General features: G+C 71.0%; 18 protein-coding genes, 1 tRNA gene and 1 other RNA gene. 7 read left to right on the top strand and 13 right to left on the bottom strand.

The features are described 5' to 3' along the window. Positions 1 to 24 precede the first annotated feature (24 nt). The gene (locus PCC79_RS06460; RefSeq protein ID WP_342373338.1) at positions 25 to 609 is read right to left on the bottom strand and encodes a YqgE/AlgH family protein; all 585 of its coding nucleotides are present in this window, start codon (positions 607 to 609) and stop codon (positions 25 to 27) included. Positions 610 to 915: 306 nt separating this feature from the next. On the opposite strand from PCC79_RS06460, the gene PCC79_RS06455 reads away from it, so the two are divergent. Continuing rightward, positions 916 to 1,872 (top strand): cation diffusion facilitator family transporter, encoded by a 957-nt coding sequence (locus PCC79_RS06455; protein WP_342373337.1) that lies wholly within the window; start codon positions 916 to 918, stop codon positions 1,870 to 1,872. Positions 1,873 to 2,079: 207 nt separating this feature from the next. On the opposite strand, the gene ssrA is transcribed toward PCC79_RS06455, so the two are convergent. Continuing rightward, positions 2,080 to 2,450: a transfer-messenger RNA gene (gene ssrA, locus PCC79_RS06450) on the bottom strand. A gap of 60 nt (positions 2,451 to 2,510) precedes the next feature. Continuing rightward, positions 2,511 to 3,074 carry a DUF1707 and DUF4870 domain-containing protein gene (locus PCC79_RS06445; RefSeq protein ID WP_342373336.1) on the bottom strand — a complete coding sequence of 188 codons (564 nt, stop codon included), beginning with the start codon at positions 3,072 to 3,074 and terminating at the stop codon, positions 2,511 to 2,513. Positions 3,075 to 3,190: 116 nt separating this feature from the next. Between PCC79_RS06445 and PCC79_RS06440 the strand changes: the two genes are divergently transcribed. Beyond that, complete coding sequence (locus PCC79_RS06440; RefSeq protein ID WP_232548254.1) at positions 3,191 to 3,559, top strand: FKBP-type peptidyl-prolyl cis-trans isomerase; 369 nt, start codon at positions 3,191 to 3,193, stop codon at positions 3,557 to 3,559. Positions 3,560 to 3,612: 53 nt separating this feature from the next. Here PCC79_RS06440 and PCC79_RS06435 read toward each other — a convergent pair whose 3' ends face one another. The 6 genes from PCC79_RS06435 to prfB form a co-directional block, all read right to left on the bottom strand. Further along, a complete protein-coding gene (locus PCC79_RS06435; protein ID WP_232548255.1) occupies positions 3,613 to 5,484 on the bottom strand; it encodes a DUF2207 domain-containing protein in 1,872 nt (623 codons plus the stop codon). A gap of 10 nt (positions 5,485 to 5,494) precedes the next feature. Further along, the gene (gene smpB, locus PCC79_RS06430; RefSeq protein ID WP_342373335.1) at positions 5,495 to 5,971 is read right to left on the bottom strand and encodes an SsrA-binding protein SmpB; all 477 of its coding nucleotides are present in this window, start codon (positions 5,969 to 5,971) and stop codon (positions 5,495 to 5,497) included. A 104-nt stretch (positions 5,972 to 6,075) separates the two neighbouring features. Continuing rightward, positions 6,076 to 7,569, bottom strand: a complete 1,494-nt coding sequence (locus tag PCC79_RS06425) for a peptidoglycan DD-metalloendopeptidase family protein (protein WP_342373334.1) — start codon at positions 7,567 to 7,569, stop codon at positions 6,076 to 6,078. Positions 7,570 to 7,617: 48 nt separating this feature from the next. Beyond that, positions 7,618 to 8,520 carry a permease-like cell division protein FtsX gene (gene ftsX, locus PCC79_RS06420; protein ID WP_342373333.1) on the bottom strand — a complete coding sequence of 301 codons (903 nt, stop codon included), beginning with the start codon at positions 8,518 to 8,520 and terminating at the stop codon, positions 7,618 to 7,620. Positions 8,521 to 8,533: 13 nt separating this feature from the next. Beyond that, positions 8,534 to 9,220: a cell division ATP-binding protein FtsE gene (ftsE, locus tag PCC79_RS06415; RefSeq protein WP_232548259.1), complete on the bottom strand. Its 687-nt coding sequence runs from the start codon at positions 9,218 to 9,220 to the stop codon at positions 8,534 to 8,536. 131 nt (positions 9,221 to 9,351) lie between these two features. Next, on the bottom strand, positions 9,352 to 10,461 hold the full coding sequence (prfB, locus tag PCC79_RS06410) for a peptide chain release factor 2 (protein ID WP_342373332.1): 1,110 nt from the start codon (positions 10,459 to 10,461) through the stop codon (positions 9,352 to 9,354). Positions 10,462 to 10,576: 115 nt separating this feature from the next. On the opposite strand from prfB, the gene PCC79_RS06405 reads away from it, so the two are divergent. Further along, positions 10,577 to 11,998, top strand: coding sequence for an NAD-dependent epimerase/dehydratase family protein (locus PCC79_RS06405; protein ID WP_342373331.1), 1,422 nt, complete (start codon positions 10,577 to 10,579; stop codon positions 11,996 to 11,998). Between the two features lie 30 nt (positions 11,999 to 12,028). Here the strand turns inward: PCC79_RS06405 and PCC79_RS06400 are convergent. Further along, positions 12,029 to 12,104: transfer RNA gene (locus PCC79_RS06400), tRNA-Val, on the bottom strand. Between the two features lie 457 nt (positions 12,105 to 12,561). On the opposite strand from PCC79_RS06400, the gene PCC79_RS06395 reads away from it, so the two are divergent. Further along, complete coding sequence (locus PCC79_RS06395; protein WP_342373330.1) at positions 12,562 to 13,269, top strand: hypothetical protein; 708 nt, start codon at positions 12,562 to 12,564, stop codon at positions 13,267 to 13,269. Between the two features lie 88 nt (positions 13,270 to 13,357). Here PCC79_RS06395 and PCC79_RS06390 read toward each other — a convergent pair whose 3' ends face one another. From PCC79_RS06390 to PCC79_RS06380, 3 genes are all read right to left on the bottom strand, one after another. Next, positions 13,358 to 13,735, bottom strand: coding sequence for a DUF3052 domain-containing protein (locus tag PCC79_RS06390; protein WP_342373599.1), 378 nt, complete (start codon positions 13,733 to 13,735; stop codon positions 13,358 to 13,360). Positions 13,736 to 13,910: 175 nt separating this feature from the next. Beyond that, the gene (gene aceE, locus PCC79_RS06385) at positions 13,911 to 16,658 is read right to left on the bottom strand and encodes a pyruvate dehydrogenase (acetyl-transferring), homodimeric type (protein ID WP_342373329.1); all 2,748 of its coding nucleotides are present in this window, start codon (positions 16,656 to 16,658) and stop codon (positions 13,911 to 13,913) included. 98 nt (positions 16,659 to 16,756) lie between these two features. Next, positions 16,757 to 17,782, bottom strand: a complete 1,026-nt coding sequence (locus PCC79_RS06380; protein ID WP_232548263.1) for a PHP domain-containing protein — start codon at positions 17,780 to 17,782, stop codon at positions 16,757 to 16,759. 94 nt (positions 17,783 to 17,876) lie between these two features. Between PCC79_RS06380 and PCC79_RS06375 the strand changes: the two genes are divergently transcribed. The 3 genes from PCC79_RS06375 to PCC79_RS06365 all read left to right on the top strand — a co-directional run bounded on the left by PCC79_RS06375 (position 17,877) and on the right by PCC79_RS06365 (position 20,843). Then, positions 17,877 to 19,058, top strand: coding sequence for a PucR family transcriptional regulator (locus PCC79_RS06375; protein ID WP_232548264.1), 1,182 nt, complete (start codon positions 17,877 to 17,879; stop codon positions 19,056 to 19,058). Between the two features lie 66 nt (positions 19,059 to 19,124). Next, positions 19,125 to 19,979 (top strand): SDR family NAD(P)-dependent oxidoreductase, encoded by an 855-nt coding sequence (locus PCC79_RS06370; RefSeq protein ID WP_342373328.1) that lies wholly within the window; start codon positions 19,125 to 19,127, stop codon positions 19,977 to 19,979. A gap of 39 nt (positions 19,980 to 20,018) precedes the next feature. Continuing rightward, on the top strand, positions 20,019 to 20,843 hold the full coding sequence (locus PCC79_RS06365; protein WP_232548266.1) for an SDR family NAD(P)-dependent oxidoreductase: 825 nt from the start codon (positions 20,019 to 20,021) through the stop codon (positions 20,841 to 20,843). Positions 20,844 to 20,920 lie beyond the last annotated feature (77 nt).

The raw sequence follows: 20,920 nt of genomic DNA, 5'->3' as shown, positions 1-20,920 counted from the left end.
CTGCCCTCCTCGGTCTTCCCCGGCTCAGTTGAGCTCGGGGGTGGACGTCCATGTCGACAGCCAGCCTAGTTCGCCCTCCTGGCGGGCCAGCACGCGACGCCACAGCGTTTGGGGGTCGGGGTCGAACACGTCGGAGTACGTGGCCGGCACCACGAGCCACAGGTCGTCGGCGATCTCGCCCGCAAGCTGCCCGGGCCCCCACCCGGTGTAGCCGGCGAAGATCCGGAGGTCGCGGAACGCACCGTCGGCGAGTTCCAGCGGCGTCTGCAGGTGCAACAACCCGACCGTCGCGAACAGCTCGCGCCAGCCAGGTGGCTCCTCCGCGGCATCGGCCGGGGACGCCAGCGCGATCGCGCCGTCCGGCGACACCGGTCCGCCGTCGTGGAGGCGGTGCGGAAAGCTGACCAGCCGCTCCCACCCCGGCAGTGCGCGCTCGAGGTCAAAGTCGGAGAGCCGGTTGAGGATGACGCCGAGCGCGCCGTCGCCGTCCACGTCGAGCAACAGGACCACCGCGCCGTCGAACAGCCCGTCGCCCACCATGACGCCAGCCACCAGCAGGGTGCCCGGCCTGATCGCCGGGCCCGGGTTGTCGGCGTCCACGAGGCTCATCCTGCCATGCAGGCCGGCGCGGGGGGCTGCCCACGAATCCTCGGGAGCGTGCGACCGGGGGCGGCCGCCGTCCCATCTCATCGCTTCGAAAGGACTCCGGGCCCACGCCAACGTGCGAAGATCGAGACGCGTCCGGATCCTGGCGGCAGCCAGGAAGCGGCTCGCTGCCGCCGGCCACGAGGGGACGACCAACACCATGGACACGCGCGCCACGATGACGGACCTGGTCATCACGAGGATCGCCGCACGAACCCGCCCCCGCGCCCAGCTTCGGCAGGGGCACGCCATTGCGGCACGGGATCTTTCGTGACCGCAACGCCCGCCCCCGACCAGCCGGAGTCGCAGGGCGGCAACCTGGTCACTGTGCTGATCGCGCTCGGCGCCAACGCTCTCATCGCTGTCGCCAAGACGGTCGCCGCCCTGCTCTCGGGGTCGGCATCCATGGTTGCCGAGGCGGCCCACTCCTGGGCCGACACCGGCAACGAGGGACTGCTCCTCGTGGCCGAACGGCGCTCGGCACGGCGTGCGGACGACACGCACCCGCTGGGCTACGGTCGCGAGGCCTACGTGTGGGCCATGGTCGCCGCGTTCGGACTCTTCACGGCGGGGTCGATCCTGTCGATCACGCACGGCATCTCCGAGCTCTCCGCCGAGGGCGAGGGTGGCGACTACCTGGTGAGCTACGCCGTCCTCGCCGTGGCGTTCGTCCTGGAGGGCACCTCCTTTGCCCAGGCGGTGCGTCAGACGCGCGCGAGCGCTGCCCGGCTCGACATGCGACCCATGCGGTTCATCCTCGACACCAGCCAGACCACCCTGCGGGCGGTGTTCTTCGAGGACCTCGCCGCGCTCCTGGGCATCCTGCTCGCCGCCGGCGGCCTCGCGCTGCACGAGATCACCGACAACGCCATCTACGACGCCATCGGCTCCATCCTCGTCGGAGTCCTGCTCGGCGTGGTCGCCATCCTGCTCATCGTCCGCAACGGCCAGTTCCTGGTGGGCCAGACGGTCAGCCCCGAGATTCGACGCCGGGCCCTGGACGTCCTGAAGGCCGACCCGGAGGTCGACCGGGTGACCTTCCTCCACATGGAGTACGTCGGACCCTCCCGGGTCTTCGTCATCGCCGCCGTCGACCTCGTGGACGATGCGACCGAGTCCGTCATGCAAGGTCGGCTTCAAGCGGTCGAGGACCGCCTCCAGGCCAACCCCTTCGTCGAGCGCGCGGTCCTCAGCCTCGCGGCCCCGGGTGAGGCGGCGCTCGACTGAGCGCGTCCCGAACCGACGACCCCGCGCATCGCAAACGGACCAGGCACCGGGTGCATCACGTGGCGCGGCAGGGAGGGGAGTCGGCGGGGGCGATCACCTCCGGCAGGAGCGCCGGCGACCACGATCGCTCCAGCTACGCTAAACCCCCGGACCCGCGCGGTTGAGCGTGGGTCCGGGGGTTGACGTGCACCCTCACGAGGCACACAGGGGTGGAGGTGGCGGGAATTGAACCCGCGTCCTCGAAAGGCGAACCAGACATTCTCCGGGCGCAGCCGATGGTGTCGTTCTGCTCGGCCCCCGCGCTCGTCATCGGCACGTCGCGGACAGGCCCAGCCCTGGTGAAGTCCCGACCAGCCGCCAAGGCGTCGGCTGGTCAGCAAGCCTCCTAGATGAGGCCAGACACCGGACGGAAGGCTACATCCGGGCTGACCCTTCGATCACTGATCAGGCAGCGAGAGCGAAGTCTGCGCGAGTGTTGTCGGCAGTTAATGGTTTCCAGCGTTCGTTAACGAGATGTCGCTGGCTCCTCGGCCCGCTTCTCCTGGAACTACCGTCCCGAGTCGAAACCAGTCACCCCCTGTTGAGTTGTGCCCGTCCACCCTACCCGATCCTCGCCGGCTCGGATGGACGCTACCTCCTCAACGCCCGCGGGTGTCCAATGCTTCCCACGGCACGATGCGGGTCACGGGGTTGCGGAACGGCTGGCCGCTGAAGGCCCGCGCACCGCCCACCACGGTCAGACAGGCCCAGCCGAGCCAAGTGCCGAGCACGGTCAACGCAGCGATCCAGTCCGGCAGCAGCTGCGGCGCCGCGATGGCGACGACGAGGAACAGCGGCCCGGCGATCAGCTGGAAGTTGAACGCCTTCGCCGCCTCGGCACGCGCGGACGAGCCCCGCGAGCCCATCAGGTGGAACAGCAGTGGCCCCAGGATCCACGTGAACAGGCCCGACAGGTGCGCCAAGCCACCGGCGATCTGACCGGTCCGGGTGGCGAGCACCTGACGGCTGATCGCGGGCAGGCCGGCCAGACTCCCGCTCAGTTCGCGACGCGTCCGTGCCGCCAGCGCGGCGGAGAGGCGTTCGTCGAGCTCGACCTCGTCCAGCCGTCCCTCGCCGTAGGCGTCGCAGAGCCGCTGGGTGGCGCGCTGCCGTTCGGTCTCGGTGATGGGGGGTGCGGGGCGGGGGGCATCCAGGGCGGTCATGCTCCCAGTGTGCCCCCTCGGCGCAGCCCGCCCATCGGGTCAACCCCCGCCCGACCCCTGGGCGCGGTGGGTGTGTGGTGTCAGGTGGGCGGCGCCCGGTGTGTAGCGTGGCGTGCATGGACAAGCCAGACGTGAACATCCCCGACACTCCCCCACCCACCGAGCTCCAGCTCGACGACCTCGAGACCGGCAGCGGCCCCGAAGCCACACCCGGCAAGCGCGTGGCGGTGCACTACGTCGGGGTCGCCTGGTCCGACGGAACCGAGTTCGACAGCAGCTACGGACGCGGCGAGCCCCTCGTGTTCCCGCTCGGCGCGGGTCAGGTCATCCAGGGGTGGGACACGGGCATCGCCGGCATGAAGGTCGGTGGACGCCGTCGCATCACCATCCCGCCGCACCTGGGCTACGGCGCGCGGGGCGCGGGCGGCGTCATCAAGCCGAACGAGACCCTGGTGTTCGTGTGCGACCTGGTGGGCGTGGCCTGATCTGACGCCATGAAGACGCGGCGGTGCCCCTCAGGGGCGCCGCCGCCGTCGCGTCACCAGCTGCCGCCGCCGCCTCCACCGCCGCCGCCCCCGGCGAAGCCACCGAAACCGCCCCCACCGAGGCCGCCGAAGCCACCCCCGCCCCCGAAGCCGGATCCGCCACCGAAGCCGGTGTCACTGGCGAAGCTCGGGCCGCTGTGCGCGATCGACGGCGCGGTGGCCGGCCCCAGGGAGGAGCCCACGGCGTCCAGGTTCCACAAGATGACCGGCCCGTCCCAGAAGGTGCCCCCGTACCAGCTCGTGTCGGGCTGGGTGAGGCGTCCGAGCGAGATCGCCTCCTGGCACACCGACACCCACCGCTCGGCCAGGCCGAACAGCACGGCCCACGGCAGGTACTTGCTGAAGATGTCCTCGCCCTCCTCGAAGCGGAGCTGGTCGGCCTCCGCGGTGGCGATGTAGGTGCGGAACCCCTCGATCTGGTCGGTCCACGCCCGGCCGAGCGCCGTCCGCTGCCCGCGCGCCATGCGCGCCCGCACGACGAGCAGGGTGATCACCAGCGACACCGTGGCCGGCCCGAGGAACCACCAGAGCCCCCCGAGCGCCGGGAGGTCGAGGAACATGACGACGAGGAAGCCCGCCCACAACAGCCCCATGGCCGAGCCGGAACGCCGGCCGCGCCGGAGCTGGGTGAACCAGTTCTGCGCCCCCACCTCGGAGCGCGCATCCGCGGCCAGGCGGTCGGACGCCTGCGCGAGCTGCCCGGCCCGGCTGACGTCCACCGCGTCCTCGCCCCGGGCGAACATCTCGTCGCGCAGCAGGCGGCTCGGATGATCCGGCGCTCGCCGCGGGTCGCGGAGGATTGCGGTCGTTCCGTCCTGGCTGCTGAGCTGGACGGTGCCGGACGTCGCCAGCCCCACCAGGGTGGCCGAGAGGTGCGTGGTGCGGTAATGGCCGTCGAGCAGGAAGCCCGCGTAGGTCAGCGGCAGCGCCGGCGGGCTGAACGACACCGGCACCTCCTGGCGCGGGTCGTGACGGGTGATCGTCGCGGGTTGGCCCGGCGCAGGGACGGTGCCCGGCGGGAGACCGGCGTACCGCTGGTCGTGGCCATTGCGGCGGTAGTACCACCAGCCGAGCACGGGAATGACCAAGGCGGCCACCGCCCCGGCCCCCTGCATGAGGCGGGTGACCCGCACGTCCTGGGCATCCCCGCGCTCCACCAGGATCGGGGTGGCTCCGGTGACGGCGGACGCCTGCATCTGGACGCCCACGGTCAACAGGTCGCCCGCGGGAATGCCGTCCTGGGTGAACACCGCCTCACCCGCCTCGATGGTGGCACTCGTGCATGGCGTGTTCGAGCCCGGCTGCCCGACCGCACACCCCTGTCCCTGGGCGCCGCCGGGCACGCTCACGCGGACGCCGGCAGTCTCGATGGCGCCCATGCTCGAGCCGGTCACGTCCCAGTAGAGCTCGGGGACGCCGCTCTGCGGCGTCCGCAGCGAACCCCGCACTTCGTAGTTGATGACGTAGGTGGCGGTCGGCGCCGTGATCCTGCGATCCGCGCTCCCGATGCGGATGCGCAGGACGCCTTCGCGGGGCGACGGGTTGTAGCGGGTGGTCTGCACCTCCGTGGAAACCCCCGGATCCGGCGAGGACACCTCGACGTTGGAGATGTCGTACACCATGTCCTGCTCGTCGTCGTAACGCTCACGCGTCACGAGGTAGCGCTCGTACCCGCGGCGCCCCGAGTCGGCCCCGAACCGCAGGACCACGGTCTCGGTGACGCTCAGCGCTCCGTCGGGTGACACCGTGTAGACGGCGTCGAAGGAGTCGAAGGAGTCATCGGCGGACGCCGGGAGCGCCACCCCGAGCCACAGGGTCAGCATCACCCCGAGGCCCACCAGGGCCGCCAGGAGGCGTCGAGGCACGGCCCTCACGTCACCGCCTGCCCTTGTTCCGGGTCGCCAGCGCCCGTTGCGCCTCCCGGTCGGCGTCACGCTTCGCGATCGTCTGGCGCTTGTCCCATTCGCGCTTGCCGGTCGCCACGGCGATCTCGACCTTCGCGTAGCCGTCGCTGAAGTAGATGGCCAGCGGCACGAGGGTGCGGCCCGAGTCCGCCACCTCACGCTCGAGCTTGACGATCTGGCGGCGGTGGAGCAGCAGCTTGCGGTTGCGGCGCGGAAGGTGGTTGTTGTGGGTGCCGAACGTGTACTCGGGGATGTGGACGTTGCGCAGCCACACCTCGCCGTCGTCGACGGTCGCGAAGCCCTCCGTGAGGGACGCCCGACCGGCACGCAACGCCTTCACCTCGGTGCCGGTGAGCACCATGCCCGCCTCCACCGTGTCGCCGATGGCATAGTTGCGCCGCGCCAGCTTGTTCTGGGCCACGAGGACCCTGCCCGTGGGTCGTGGCATGGAGATCCCCCTTCGTGTTCCGCCCGGAACGCCCAGCATAACCCGATCCGCCCGCCCGGGGCCGTCCGGTGCTCCCGGGCGGCTCGGGCAGGGGCCGGCGGTGCTCAGGGCAGGTACTGCATCGGGTTGACCGGGACCCCGTCGAGGCGCACCTCGAAGTGCAGGTGCGGCGTCGTGGAGAGGCCGGTGCTGCCGACGTAGCCGATCAGTTGGCCACGCTCGACGCGCTGCCCCACCGACACGGCGATGCGGGACTGGTGGGCGTACCCCGTCGTGACGTACTTGCCGTCGATGAGGTTGCCGTGGCCGATGAGCACGAAGTTGCCGAAGCCACCGTTGAGGCCGGCCTTCAACACGGTGCCGGACTGCGCGGCGTAGATCGGCGTGCCGGTCGCAGCGCCCCAGTCGTTGCCGTTGTGCGGGCGCCAGACCTTGAGGATGGGGTGGAAGCGCATCCCGAAGGCCGAGCCCGGCGAGGCGTTGACCGGCCGGACGAAGCCGGCCGACGACACGCGCCCGCCCGAGCGCGACGCCGTCGACGACGTCTTCTCCGGTGCCGGGGCCGCCACCCGCTGCTGGGACGCCTGCCGTTGCGCCGCCTGGGCGGCGGCCGTGTCGCGCGCCGCACGCTCGCGCGCCTCGCGGGCCGCCTGCTCGCGGGCCGCCTGTTCCCGCGCCCGCTCCCGGGCCGCCTGCTCCCGGGCCTCGCGCTCGGCGCGCTCACGGGCCTCGGCCTCGGCCTTGAGCCGGCTGAGCTCGCCCTGGATCTCGGACTGCAGCTGGGCCTCCTCCGCAGCGAAGGACGCGTAGGACGCCTCGTCGGCGGCGAGCTGCGCCTGCGCACTCTGCCGCGCCGCCTCGTTGGCGGACACGAGAGCGGCGACGGATCGCTGCTGGGCGGCGGCCTGCGCCTCGAGCTGGGAGATCCTGAGCACGTTTGCCTCGGACTCGGCCTTGGCGTCGGCCACCCGCTGCTCCAGGGCGGCCGCCTCATCACGCGCCGCCTGCAGCTGGAGCAGGATCGCATCGAGGCGCGCCTTCTGCGCGGCCTGGGTGTCGAAGATCGTGGTGTTCCACTGGATGCGCTGCCCGAGCTCGGCGGTGGACCGCGCGTCGAACACGACCGACAGCCCCTCCAACCCCGAGCGCTGCTGGTAGGACTCGGTGACGGCGCCGATGATCAGCTTCTGCTGCGCGGCCACGTCGGCCTCGCCCTGGGCCACGCGGGCGCGGGCCTCCTCGAGGGCCGCCTGGGCGGCGGCCAGCTCGGCGGCCAGTTGGGCATCGCGCTCCCGGGCAGCGGACAATTGCACCTGCATATCGGCCAAAACGGCGCGCGCGGCGTCCAATTGCGCTTGCGACTGCGCCAATTTCTGCGTGGCCGAATCGAGCGTCGCCGTCGATTCGCCGATGTCATTTCTGGCCTGATTCTGATTGGCCTGGGCCGCTGCGGCCGCGGCCCGCAAATCGGCCAGGGTGTCGGCATGGGCCACCGGGGTGCCGAGCGCCGTCGCGAGCACGACGACGGCCGCGGTGGCGGCCCGACGCCGGCCCCGCGAGCGGGACGGACGGTCAGGGGCGTGGGACGAGACGTCCACGGGGGGATCCCTTCGCTGGTTCGGTCGACGCACCGAACCCTGCGGGGATCAGACTCGCAGGAAGCGGCGCGTCGCTATCAACGTGGGAATGATAGAAAGCACGAGGGCGACCGTGACAAGCCCGATGACGGCGAGAGCCACGTGATCCCAGCCGATCCACTGCACAGTCTGGATGGCAGGTTTAGCCTTGTCGACGATCACAAACTTCTGCAGGGCCGCCAGCGTGCCCCCCGCCAGGGCCGCCCCGAGCAGCCCGGCGAGCACCGACTCGAGGAGGAACGGCGCCATGATGTAGGCGTTGCTGGCTCCCACGAGCCGCATGATCCCGATCTCGCGGCGGCGGCTGATCGCCGCCATGCGGATGGTGTTGGCGATCTGCAGGCCGGCGGCCAGCAGGAGCAGCGCGGACGCCCCCACCGCGAGCCAGCGGGCCAGGTTCAACCACTCGAAAAGGGGGTCCAGGTATTGCCGCAGGTCCTGGATCGCCTGCACGCCCGGCACCTGCCCGACCGAGCCCTGCACGAGGGCATATTCCTCGGGGTTCACCAAGGCCACCCTGAAAAGATCCTGCATGTTCTCAGCAGACATGGAGTCGAGGATCGGCGAGTCCGCATAAGCGAGGCGGAACTCCTCAAACACCTCGGCCTTGCTCTGGTAGAACACCGCCTCGACCTCGGGGTTGGCCTCCAGGGCGGCGCGGACGCTCTCGCGCTGGGCCTCGGTCGCGTCCTGCCCCGGGGTGCAGTTGGGCCCCGAGGAGTCGGCGGTGCACAGGAAGACGGTGATCTCGATCTGGTCGTACCAGCGGCCCTTGATGAGCTCCACCTGCTGGGCCGCCAGCAGACCGACGCCGAACAGGGTGAGCGAGACCCACATGGTGACGATGACCGCCAGGGTCATGGACAGATTGCGGCGAAGGCCGGAGACGGCCTCCCTCAGCGTGTGACGCATGCCAGGTCCTCCCTCACCGATACCCGTAGACGCCTTGGGCCTGGTCGCGCACCAGTTCGCCTGCGTTGAGCTCGATGACGCGCCGGCGCATCTGGTCGACGATCGTCGAGTCGTGCGTGGCGACGACGACGGTCGTTCCGCCCTTGTTGATGCGGTCGAGCAGCTTCATGATGCCGACGCTGGTCGCCGGGTCCAGGTTGCCGGTGGGCTCGTCGGCGATCAGGATCGGCGGGGCGTTCACGACGGCGCGCGCCAGGGCCACCCGCTGCTGCTCACCTCCGGAGAGCTCGTCGGGCAGTCGATCGGCCTTGTCCCCCAGCCCGACGAGCTCGAGGGTCTGCGGCACGGTGCGGCGGATGTGGGACCCCGACTTGCCGATCACCTGCAGCGCGAAGGCGACGTTCTCGTGGACCGTCTTGCCCGGCAGCAACCGGAAGTCCTGGAAGACGGTGCCGATCTGGCGACGCAGCCGCGGCACGCGCCAGCCGGGGAGGCGTCCGACGTCGTGCCCGTTCACCGTCACGCTGCCCCGGGTGGCGCGGTGCTCGCGCAGGATCAGGCGCAGGAACGTCGACTTGCCCGATCCCGACGGGCCGACGAGGAAGACGAATTCACCAGGATCGATGGTGACATCGATGTGCGACAGGGCGGGACGCCGCTGCCCGGGGTAGGTCTTGGCGACCTGGTCGAACGTGATCACAGCTGTGCCCTCGGCCGGAGTCGGGAATGGGGGAAGGGTCCTGAGTTTTCTCAGGCGGCCGTTTCAACTGTAGGTGAGGACTCCCGCCGCCCCCGTGCGGCACGCCGACGCACGCCGCCTGCGCGCACCGCTCAGGAGTCGGCCTCGCCCTGCATGCGCCAGCGGATGCCGGCGTCGATGAACCCGTCGATGTCCCCGTCGAACACCGAGTCGGGGTTGCCCACCTCGTGGCCGGTGCGCAGGTCCTTCACCATCTGGTAGGGGTTGAGCACGTAGGAGCGCATCTGGTCGCCCCACGACGCCTTGACGTCGCCGGCGAGTTCCTTCTTCTTCGCATCCTCTTCGGACTTCTTGAGCAGCAGCAGGCGCGACTGCAGGACGCGCATCGCGGCGGCGCGGTTCTGGATCTGGCTCTTCTCGTCCTGCATCGAGACGACCAGGCCGGTGGGTAGGTGGGTGATGCGGACGGCGGAGTCGGTGGTGTTGACCGACTGGCCGCCGGGGCCGGAGCTGCGGAACACGTCGACGCGGATGTCGGTCTCCGGCACCTCGATGTGGTCGGTCGACTCGATGAGCGGGATGACCTCGACGGCGGCGAAGCTGGTCTGGCGGCGTCCCTGGTTGTCGAACGGGGAGATGCGGACGAGCCGATGGGTGCCGCCCTCGACCGACAGGGTCCCGAAGGCGAACGGCGCGCTCACCTCGAACGTGACCGACTTCAGCCCCGCCTCCTCGGCGTAGCTCGTGTCGAGCACCTTGACCGCGTAGGAGTGGCGCTCAGCCCAGCGGACGTACATGCGTAGGAGCATCTCGGCGAAGTCCGCCGCGTCGACGCCACCGGCGCCCGAGCGGATGGTGACGACGGCGTCGCGCTCGTCGTACTCACCCGACAGCAGGGTGCGGACCTCGAGGGCCTCGATCTCACTGCGAAGCCGGGTGAGTTCGGCCTGCGCCTCGGTCAGCGAGGCCGGATCGCCTTCCTCCTGGGCCAGCTCAGCCAGGACGCCGGCGTCCTCGAGCCGTCCGCGGAGGCGGACGACGCGCTCCACCTCGGACTCCAGCCGCGAGAGCTGCGACGTGACGCGCTGCGCATTCTCCTGGTCGTCCCACAGGTCCGGTGCGGCCACCTGCTCCTGCAGGGCCGCGATCTCGGCCCGCTTGGCCTCGGGATCGACGACGGCCTCGATCGAGGAGAGCGACCGGTCGAGGTCGGCGATGTCCTGGGAGATGTCTACTGCCACATCGGCCCACTCTACCGGCCCCCGTCCCCCACTCGACATGGGGGGCCCTGCTATCATGAACTAGCACGCGCTAGTTGAGTGCGCACGTGTCGCACGGATCGAAGGAGAACCTGCCATGGCAGAGCACCGCCGCCGCATCCTGTTGACGGGGGCGACCGGGAACTGGGGCCGCGCCACGCTGCGCGAGCTGCGCCGCCGCGATGCCGTCGACGTCGTCGCATTCGCGCTCCCGACGCCAGCCGAGCGACGCGTCCTGGCCGAGTTCGACGACATGACCAACCTCACCGTCGTGTGGGGCGACCTCACGAACGCCGCCGATGTGGCGCGCGCCGTCGCGGTGGTGGATGTGGTGCTGCACGTCGGTGCGGTGGTGTCGCCCCTGGCGGACGCCCACCCTGCGCTCGCGCGGCGGGTCAACATCGGCTCGATGCAGCACATCATCGCCGCGGTGAAGGCGTTGCCGGATCCGGGGGCCGTCGAGGTCGTGGGCGTCGGCTCGGTCGCCGAGACCGGGGATCGCCAGGCACCGCACCACTGGGGACGCGTCGGCGACCCGATCCGGGTCTCGCAGTTCGATGAGTACGGGCAGACGAAGGTGGTCGCGGAGCGGTTGCTGGTGGATTCCGGCCTCCCCCGCTGGGCCTGGTTGCGCCAGACCGGGATCCTGCACCCGGGGTTGCTGGGCATCCGCGACCCCATCGCGATGCACACCCCGTTCGCCGGGGTGATGGAGTGGGCCTCGGACGAGGACTCCGCCCGGCTGCTGGCCGGCATCGCCGAGGGCGCCCCCGAGGAGTTCTGGAACGCCACGTACAACGTCGGGGGTGGCGAGGACTGGCGGCTTACCAACTGGGAACTGCAGACCACGCTGGGCGCGGCGATGGGCGTCCGGGACATCCGCGCCTGGTACGACCGCAACTGGTTCGCCCTGAAGAACTTCCATGGGCATTGGTACACCGATTCCGACCTCCTGCAGGATCTGGTTCCCTTCCGTGAGGACACGCTGGCCGACGCGGTCGCCCGCGCGCTGGCGGCCTCCCCCGCCTCGGTGCGCAGCGCGGGCAAGGTGCCTGCCTGGATCGTGAAGCACCTGGTGATGCGGCCGCTGACGCGCAAGGCCCGGGGCACGCTGCACGCGCTGCGGCGCGGGCGCGCCGATGAGATCGCGGCGCACTTCGGGTCCAAGGACGCCTGGAGCGCGATCGGCGACTGGTCGACCTTCGAGCCGCCGGAGCCCTCGCGGACGCCCACGCAGCTCGACCACGGCTACGACGAGTCAAAGCCCACCGATGATTGGGACGCCTCCGACTACCACGACGCCGCCCGCTTCCGCGGCGGCGAGCTGCTCAGCCCCGACGCGCCCCGCGGCGACGCCGGCGCGCTGCTGGTGTGGCGCTGCGCGTTCGGTCACGCGTTCGCCGCCAGCCCCCGGCTGGTCCTGACCAACGGGCACTGGTGCCCCGAGTGCGTGCGCGACTCCGGTCAGTACGGCGTCCAGGCCGAGCGGAACCCGTTCCTGGCGCAACTGGAAGGCTGAGCCTAGCCCGGGAGGGACGGGGGATCACGGTGGTGGGCGCAACCGGACTCGAACCGATGACACCCTGCTTGTAAGGCAGGTGCTCTACCAACTGAGCTATGCGCCCCAGAACGTGTCTGCTTCGTTGTCGGAAGCCTGACTCGCTCGGCTTCCCATTCTGACAGGGGCTGGGGGTCGGGACCTAACGGCGCAACCGCTTGACGGCACGTTAGGGACAGCGGTGGTATTCGCGGCCCCGGTGGCGTGCGGCCATGTCAAGCGCCGGGCTGGCGTGGCCCGGCTCGGTGGGGTTCCCCTTCAGGCGGCCGCTGGTCCACGTTGCCGGACGAGGGCCGCGTGTTCTAGCTTCGCGCCGATGTTGGTCCAGAGCATGTCGAGGATGAGGGTGAGGCGTAGCCTGTCGTATCCGTAGCTCGGGATCCGGTCGAGGTAGGAGGCGTGCTCAATGATCAGTGCGCCCGCAGATTCCCTGCGGTGACCCCTCGCTAGGGCGTAAAGGGAGCACAAGTGCGCGGAGTCCGTCCGAACGGCATTGAGACGCAACTCGGGAGGATACTGGTCACGTGCTTGGCGAGGACCTGCCGGTCGACTGGACATCGGTGCGTGATGCGTATGGCCCGGCGACAGGGGTGCCGGAGCTGCTCCATCGGGTGGCCGCAGACAACCACGATGACGAGGCCTGGCAGGATCTCTGGGGGCGGCTCTGCCACCAGGGCACGGTCTATTCGGCCAGCTTCGCGGCGTTGCCGTACTTGGCGCGACTTGCGACCGAAGCAGCACCTGCAGGCTACGAGGATGCTCTGCATCTGCTGGCCGCGATCGCAGCCTCTACCGATGTCGCATCGGACTGCGCGGACACTCGTGCCAACTACGCGACCGAGTTCTCGGACGGCGCGCTGATCGCCAGCAGAAACCTCGCTCTGGCCCAGTCGGACACTGAGTTCCTGTACGGCCTCGCGGCGCTCGCCGGCCTCGAACGTGAGGGCGACTGGGCAAACATCTTCAGCGCGATTTCTGACGGAGAACTACTCGTCGCCTGCCCGCTCTGCGGCGAGGACGTATGGGTGCTGGGCGAAGACGCCGCTCGCGCCGGCGACGGGCGACTCTCGCCCGCGGACAACACCTCCGACCTCGCGGGACTGGCTGAGCGCTACTGCCAACTGGCACGCCGCCACGGTCGTCCAGGAGTGGCAGAGGCGATCATCACCGTCACCCGTCCAGCCTGTTGCTCTGCGTGCGGCGCTGCGTTCAGTCCCACCTCGTCCGCCTAGTCCCCCCTTCCGTATGCGTCCCTGACCAGGGTGGACGCGCTCACTCCCTGCAGAAAACCTGTCTCCTCGACGCGCGGCAAGCAGGTAGTCAGCGCCGGCCCGCTTTGGGGCGGACCACCTTCTGCGCCTGCCAGTGCGACGACACGTTGGCCACGTTCGCCAGCGTCAGCCCGGCGGTGACGGCGCCCTCGGCGATGTCGGTCGGGCCCACGTGGCCGTCGCGACCGACCTTGGGCGTCAGCAACCAGATGTGCCCCGACCGGGAGAGATCGCGCAGGGCGTCGACGAGCCCGTCGGCGACATCGCCGTCCTCGTCGCGCCACCACAGCACGACGGCGTCCACGGCCTCGACGGGATCCTCGACGAGGTCGGCGTCGATGGCGTCCATGATGCCCTCGCGGAGGGACTCGTCCACGTCGTCGTCCCAGCCGAGTTCCTGGACGACCTGCCCGGCCTCCAGGCCCATCGCGGCCACCCGGGAAGCGCCCCCCGGGCTTGACTGCCCTACCAAGAATCTTCCCCCTGTCCGTGCGGTTGCTGGTCCAAGCCTGCCAGAGGAGCGGCCCGCCCGCGAGCCGTGGGCGGGCAGAACACGGCGAAGGCCGCCCGCGCGGTGCGGACGGCCCCCGGAGTGGCGTGGTTCAGGACTCCCCGCCGGCGTTCCCGGACGAGCCGGCCGTGACGTCGAGCAGGCGGTACTTGTCGATCGCCTGACCGACGGTGCCGGCGTCCACCTCACCCTTCTCGGCGAGCTTCTGCAGCGCCTTGACCACCATCGACGGCCCGTCGATGTGGAAGAAGCGCCGCGCCGCGGCCCGCGTGTCGGAGAAGCCGAAGCCGTCCGCGCCGAGGGCGGCGTACCGCTCCCCCAGCCACTGGGCGATCTGGTCCTGGGTCTGCTTCATGTAGTCGCTGGTCGCGACGATGGGGCCCTGGGTGTCGCCCAGCTGCTGCACGAGCCAGCTGTCCTCGACCTCGTCGCCCGGGTTCAGGAAGCGGCGCTGGTCGACGTCCATGGCCTCGCGGCGCAGCTCGGTCCAGGACGTGACGCTCCACACGTCGGCCACGACGCCCCAGTCCTGCGCCAGCAGGTCCGCGGCCTCGAGGGCCCAGTGCACCCCGGTGCCCGAGGCGAGCAGCTGGACGCGGGGCCCGTCACCCTCCCCGGTGCGGATCTTGTGGAGGCCCCGCAGGATGCCCTCGACGTCCACCCCCTCGGGCTCGGCCGGCTGCACGGTCGGCTCGTTGTAGACCGTCAGGTAGAACGTGATGTCCTCCGGGTCCTCCCCGTACATCCGCTCCAGCCCGCTCTTGACGATGTGGGCGATCTCGTAGCTGAAGGCCGGGTCGTACCAGATGACTGCCGGGTTGGTCGCCGCGAGAACGGGCGAGTGCCCGTCCATGTGCTGCGTGCCCTCACCGGTCAGCGTCGTGCGGCCGGCGGTGGCCCCGATGTAGAAACCGCGGCAGAGCTGGTCGGCCGCCGCCCACATCGCGTCCCCGGTGCGCTGGAACCCGAACATCGAGTAGAAGATGTAGACGGGCACCATGGGGATGCCGTGGGTGGCGTAGCTGCTGCCCACCGCCGTGAAGGACGCCACCGAGCCGGCTTCGTTGATGCCGGTGTGGATGATCTGGCCGTTCTTCGCCTCGCGGTAGCTCAGCATCAGGTCGTGGTCGACCGGCGTGTAGTTCTGGCCGTGCGGGGAGTAGATCTTGATCGTCGGGAACAGCGAGTCCATGCCGAACGTGCGGGCCTCGTCGGGGATGATCGGCACCACGTGGGCGCCGAACTCCTTGTCGCGCAGCAGGTCCTTGAACAGCCGGACGAGCGCCATCGTCGTGGCGATCTCCTGCTTGCCGGAGCCCTTCTTGACCGCCGCGTACGCCTTGTCCTCCGGCAGCTTCAGCGACTCGCCGGCCGTGCGGCGCTCCGGCACCGGCCCGCCGAGGGCGCGGCGTCGCTCCTTGGCGTAGCGGATGCGGTCGTCGTTCTCGTCCGGCTTGATGTAGGGCGGACGGTACGGGTCGTCCTCGAGCTGGGCGTCCGTCACCGGCATGTCGAGCCGGTCGCGGAACTGCTTGAGGTCGTCCAGCGCCAGCTTCTTCATCTGGTGCGTCGCGTTGCGGCCGGCGAAGTGCTGGCCGAGGAAGTAGCCCTTGATGGTGTGGGCCAGGATGACCGTCGGCGCACCGGTGAACTTCATGGCGGCGTCGTAGGCGGCGTAGACCTTGCGGAAATCATGGCCGCCGCGGGTGAGCTGCCAGACCTGGTCCTCGCTCCAGTTCTCGATCATCTTGGCGGTGCGGGGGTCGCGTCCGAAGAAGTTGTCGCGAACATAGGCGCCGTCGTTGGCCTTGAACGTCTGGTAGTCGCCGTCCGAGGTGGTGTTCATCAGGTTGACGAGCGCGCCGTCCTTGTCGGCGGCGAGCAGCGGATCCCAGCCGCGGCCCCACACGACCTTGATGACGTTCCAGCCCGCGCCGCGGAAGAACGACTCCAGCTCGCTCATGATCTTGCCGTTGCCGCGCACCGGGCCGTCGAGCCGCTGCAGGTTGCAGTTCACGACGAAGGTGAGGTTGTCGAGTTCCTCGTAGGACGCGAGCTGCAGGGCGCCGCGGCTCTCGACCTCGTCCATCTCACCGTCGCCGAGGAAGGCCCACACGTGCTGCTGGCTCGTGTCCTTCATGCCGCGGTTGTGGAGGTACTTGTTGAAGTGCGCCTGCCAGATCGCGTTGATCGGCCCCAGGCCCATCGACACCGTGGGGAACTCCCAGAAGTCGGGCATCTGGCGGGGGTGGGGGTAGCTGGGCAGGGCCTCGATGCGGCCGTCGACCAGGTGGCTCTTCTCCTGGCGGAAGCCGTCCATGCGCTCCTCGGTCAGGCGCCCCTCGAGGAAGGCGCGGGCGTACATGCCGGGGCTGGCGTGGCCCTGGAAGAACACCTGGTCGCCGCCACCCGGGTGGTCCTTGCCGCGGAAGAAGTGGTTGAAGCCCACCTCGTACAGCGTCGCCGAGGACGCGAACGTGGAGATGTGGCCGCCCACCCCGACGCCGGGGCGCTGGGCGCGGTGCACCATGACCGCGGCGTTCCAGCGCAGCAGGCGGCGGAACTTGCGCTCCAGATCCTGGTCGCCCGGGTACCACGGCTCGGCCTCGGCGGGGATGGTGTTGACGTGGTCGGTCGCCGTCAGCGACGGGACGCCGAGGTGCCGCTCCCGGGCACGCTCGAGCAGCTTCAACATGATGTAGCGGGCGCGGTTGCGCCCCTGTTCATCGGTGAGCAGGTCGAGCGACTCCAGCCACTCGGAGGTCTCCTCCGCGTCGATGTCGGGCAGGTTGGTCGGCAGGCCGTTGAGGATGGGGCCCGCGCTGTCGCGAGATGCCACGAGAGTCCTTTCTCCGAGATCCGATGCTGGCGAAACTGAGGTCCGGACGAGCACCGGGGCTTCGTCGATCCTAGCCGCCCGCGCCACCCGGCGCAGGTTCAGCTCCGGCGCGCGGACGCCCACGCCACGACCTCATCGGCCGGCCACGTGGTGACGATCCGCTCGGGCGCGATCCCCGCGGCGTGGGCGCGGGCCGCGCCGTACTCCAGGAAGCCGAGCTGGCCGGGGGCGTGGGCGTCGGTGTCGATGCTGAACAGGCAGCCGGCGTCCGCCGCGAGGGCCAGAAGCTCGTCGGGCGGGTCCTGCCGCTCGGGCCTGCTGTTGATCTCCACCGCCACGCCGAACTGGCGGCACGCCTCGAACACCACCTCGGCATCGAAGCGGCTTGGGGCGCGGACGCCGCGGTCGCCGGCCACGAGGCGTCCGGTGCAATGGCCCAGCACATTCGTGCGCGGCGTGGCGATGGCGGCGACCATCCGCACGGTCATGGCGTCGGCGTCCATCGCGAGCTTGCTGTGCACGCTGGCGACCACGACGTCCAGGCTGTCCAGCACCTCTCCCGCGCCGTCGAGGGAACCGTCGTCGAGGATGTCGACCTCCGCCCCGCTCAGCACCCGCACCGTGTCGAGGGCCTCGTTGAGCGCGGCGATGTGCTCCAGTTGCGCCAGACGCCGCTCGGCGTCCAGGCCGTTGGCCACCCGCAGGCGCGGGCTGTGGTCGGTGATCGCGAGGTACTCCCGGCCGAGACGGGCCGCCTCCAGCGCCATCTCCTCCAGGGGGCTCGACCCGTCAGACCACTCGGTGTGCGTGTGCAGGTCGCCCCGCAGGTGCTCCCACAACGGGTTGGGCCCGGCCACCAGCGGCCCGTCGGACGCCTCGAGCTCGGCCAGGTAGGCCGGGACGCGGCCGGCGGCGGACTCCCCGATCACGCGGGCCGTGGTCGCCCCGATGCCCGGCAGGTTCGCCCAGGTGCGGGAGGCGTCCACCCGCGCGCGCTCCTCGGCGGGCAACCCGGCGAGGGTGTCGGACGCCCGGCGGAACGCCTGGGCGCGCCGCGTCTGGCCGCCCCGGCGGTCCAGCAGCCGGGCGATCTCGCGGAGGTCGGCCACCGGGTCACGTCGCACGTCCCCACCGTAGGCCGTCCGTCCCCGCCGCGGCGTGATGCGAGCACTACAGTTGCTCGCCAGAAGTCCGCACCGCGCGGTCAAAGGGGTGGTCATGCAGGACGCGACGCCGGAGTGGCTGCCGGACGACGCCACCCGCGCCGATCTCGCCGACCGGCTCACCGCCGCGGCGTCGGCCATGACCACCGCCGCGCTGGCCGAGATCACCCGGCGCTACCCCTGGTTCTCCGAGCTGGACGCCGCCAATCGCGCGTCGGTCACGCTGGTCGTGCGCGCGGGCGTGGACGGGTTCATCACCTGGTTCCGCGAGGGCGCGACGGGGGTGGCGCAGCAGAACATCTTCGCCGGCGCCCCCCGGGAGCTGACCCGGAGCCTGGCCCTGCAGCAGACCGTCGACCTCATCCGCGCCACCGTCGAGACGGTCGAGCACCAGATCGTCACCGAACTGGACGCGCCCGACCGTCCGGTGCTCACCACCGCGGTGCTGCACTACAGCCGCGAGACCGCGTTCGATGCCGCCGAGGTCTACGCCCGCGCGGCCGAGGCCCGCGGCGCCTGGGATGCCCGCCTCGAAGCACTCGTGATGGACGCCGTGGTGCGCGGCGACGCCGACGACGCGGTGAGCTCCCGAGCGTCCACCCTGGGCTGGGGGGATGCCGCCGCCCTGTGCGTCGTGATCGGCGACCCGCCGCCGCACGACGCCACGGTGGCCCGGTTGCGGACGGCCGCGACCCGCCTGGGCCTGGAGGTGCTGGCGGCCATCCAGGGGCCGCGCCTGGTGGTGCTGCTGGGCGGTACCTTCGACGACGACCTGGACGCCTCCGCCCACGTCGCCCGCCTGGTGGACTTCTTCGGCGCGGGCCCGGTCGTGGTGGGGCCGTTGGTCGACGACCTGAGCGAGGCTGTCGTGAGCGCCCGGGCAGCGTTGTCGGGGCGACGGGCTGCCCCCGCGTGGCCCGAGGCGCCGCGGCCCGTGCTGGCCCGCTCGCTGTTGCCGGAGCGTGCGCTCGCGGGGGACGGACACGCCCGGCGCGAGCTCGCGCAGGGCATCTTCGCCCCGCTGGCGGCCTACGGGGGCGACCTGGTCACCACCCTGGAGGCCTTCTGGTCCTGCGGCACGTCCATCGAAGCGACCGCACGGCGCCTGTTCATCCACGCCAACACCGTCCGCTACCGCCTGGGCCGTATCGAGGAGCTGACGGGCTACTCCCCCTCCGACCCGCGGGACGCCTACGTGCTGCGGTTGGCGGGCACCCTCTATCGACTCCTGGGGTGACCGCCGCGGGCCCGCTCGGTTCCCACTAGGGTGGACGCACCACGAACCTCGCAGGGAGGGCTCAGCATGGGCGTGCAGGCAACGAGCCGGGCCGGCGCCGGCCCGCTCGCCGGCAGGGCGGCCTGGGTCACCGGGTCAAGCCGCGGGATCGGATGGGCGATCGCCGAGGACCTGGCCCTGGCCGGCGCGGCCGTCGTGATCCACGGGTCCGACCCCGACTCGTCCGCCGCCCTCGGTGACGGAGCCTCCCTGCCCGAGGTGGCCGAGCGCCTGGCCGAGGAGACCGGTGCGCGGGTGGGATGGGTTGCCGGCGACCTTGTCGACGTCCGGAACGTCCGCGCCCTGGCAGCTGAGGCCGCAACCCAGGTGGGCGACCTCGACATCCTCGTCCACGCCGCCGGCGGGGACATCGGCACCAGCGGCGTCCGCGGCCCCCACGCCGGCAAGATCACCGAGGGCAACGACGCGCTGGGGCTGGCCGACGACGAGGTGCGGGCCATCTGGGAGCGCAACTTCTCCACGTGCGTGAACGTCTGCCGCGAGGTCGTCCCCGGCATGCTGGAGCGCCGACGCGGTGCGGTGGTGACGATCGGCTCGATCGCGGGCCTGACCGGACTCACGTCGAGCGCGATCTACGCCTCGGCCAAGGCCGCGGTGCACGAGTACACCCGCTGCCTCGCCGCCCAGGCGCGCCCCCACGGCGTCACCGTGAACGCGGTCGCCCCCGGCGACATCCTCACCACCCGGTTCCGGGCGAGCCGGCCCCTGGACCCCGCCCGCACCGACGACCCGGGGCTCGGCCGCTACGGACGCCCCGAGGAGATCGCCGCGGCGGTGCGCTTCCTGGTCTCCCCCGAGGCGTCCTACGTCACCGGGCAGGTGCTGCGGGTCGACGGCGGCCTGCAGCTGTGGCCCAGTTGACCCCTGTGGCTCAGTTGACCCTCTGAGCAAGGAGCAGCCATGCAGATAAACCTGTCTGGGCGCGTCGCCCTGGTGACCGGAGCGGGGCGCGGGATCGGCCGCGCGATCGCCCTCGCCTTCGCCGCGGAGGGGTGCACGGTCGCGGCCGTCGACGTGGACGCCGCGGGCCTCGACGAGCTGGCCGATGAGCTCGCCGCGTTCGGCACCGGTCACGTGACCGTCGCCTGCGACATCCGTGACCCACGGGCGGTGGACGCCGCCGTCGCCGACGTCGTGGCGCGCTGCGGCACCGTCGACATCGCCGTCAACAACGCCGGGGTCAATCGGCTCGGGCCGGTGGAGAGCTTCAGCGACGCCGACTGGAACCTGCTGGTCGATGTGAACCTGACCGGCACCTTCCACGTGTGCCGGGCCGTGGTGCCGGTGATGAAGGTGCAACGGCGAGGTCGCATCCTCAACGCCGCCTCCTTCGCCGCCGTCATCCCGTCCGCCGGCAGCGCCGCCTACGCCGCCACGAAGGCCGCCGTCGTGCAGTTCACGCGCACGCTCGCCGGCGAGCTGGGGCCGTGGAACATCACGGCCAACGCCTACGCCCCGGGCATGGTGCCCACCGCGATGAACGGCTTCCACCACCTCCCCGCCGCCGCGCAGGATCGGCTGCTCGACACCCTGACCGTGCGCCGGTGGGGCACCCCCGAGGACATCACCGGTCTGCTGTGCTTCCTGGCCAGCGACGAGGCCTCCTACCTCACCGGGACGCTGGTCGACGTCAGCGGGGGCAAGTTCGCCACCCAGTTCCCCCAGGATGCACACGGAGACGCCGCGGCGCCCCCGGCTCCGCCCCCCGGATCCGGCGTGTTGTAGGAACCACACAAAGAGCTGCGGGCAACATTGGCCTGCCAACCGCGACGGTTTGTGCGGACCGGCCGAAATGATGGAGG

The organism is Propioniciclava soli (assembly GCF_038502305.1).
Lineage (GTDB): Bacteria > Actinomycetota > Actinomycetes > Propionibacteriales > Propionibacteriaceae > Propioniciclava > Propioniciclava soli.
The sequence above is the reverse complement of the archived record's forward strand: the minus strand, read 5'-3'. Positions and strand labels throughout refer to the sequence as shown.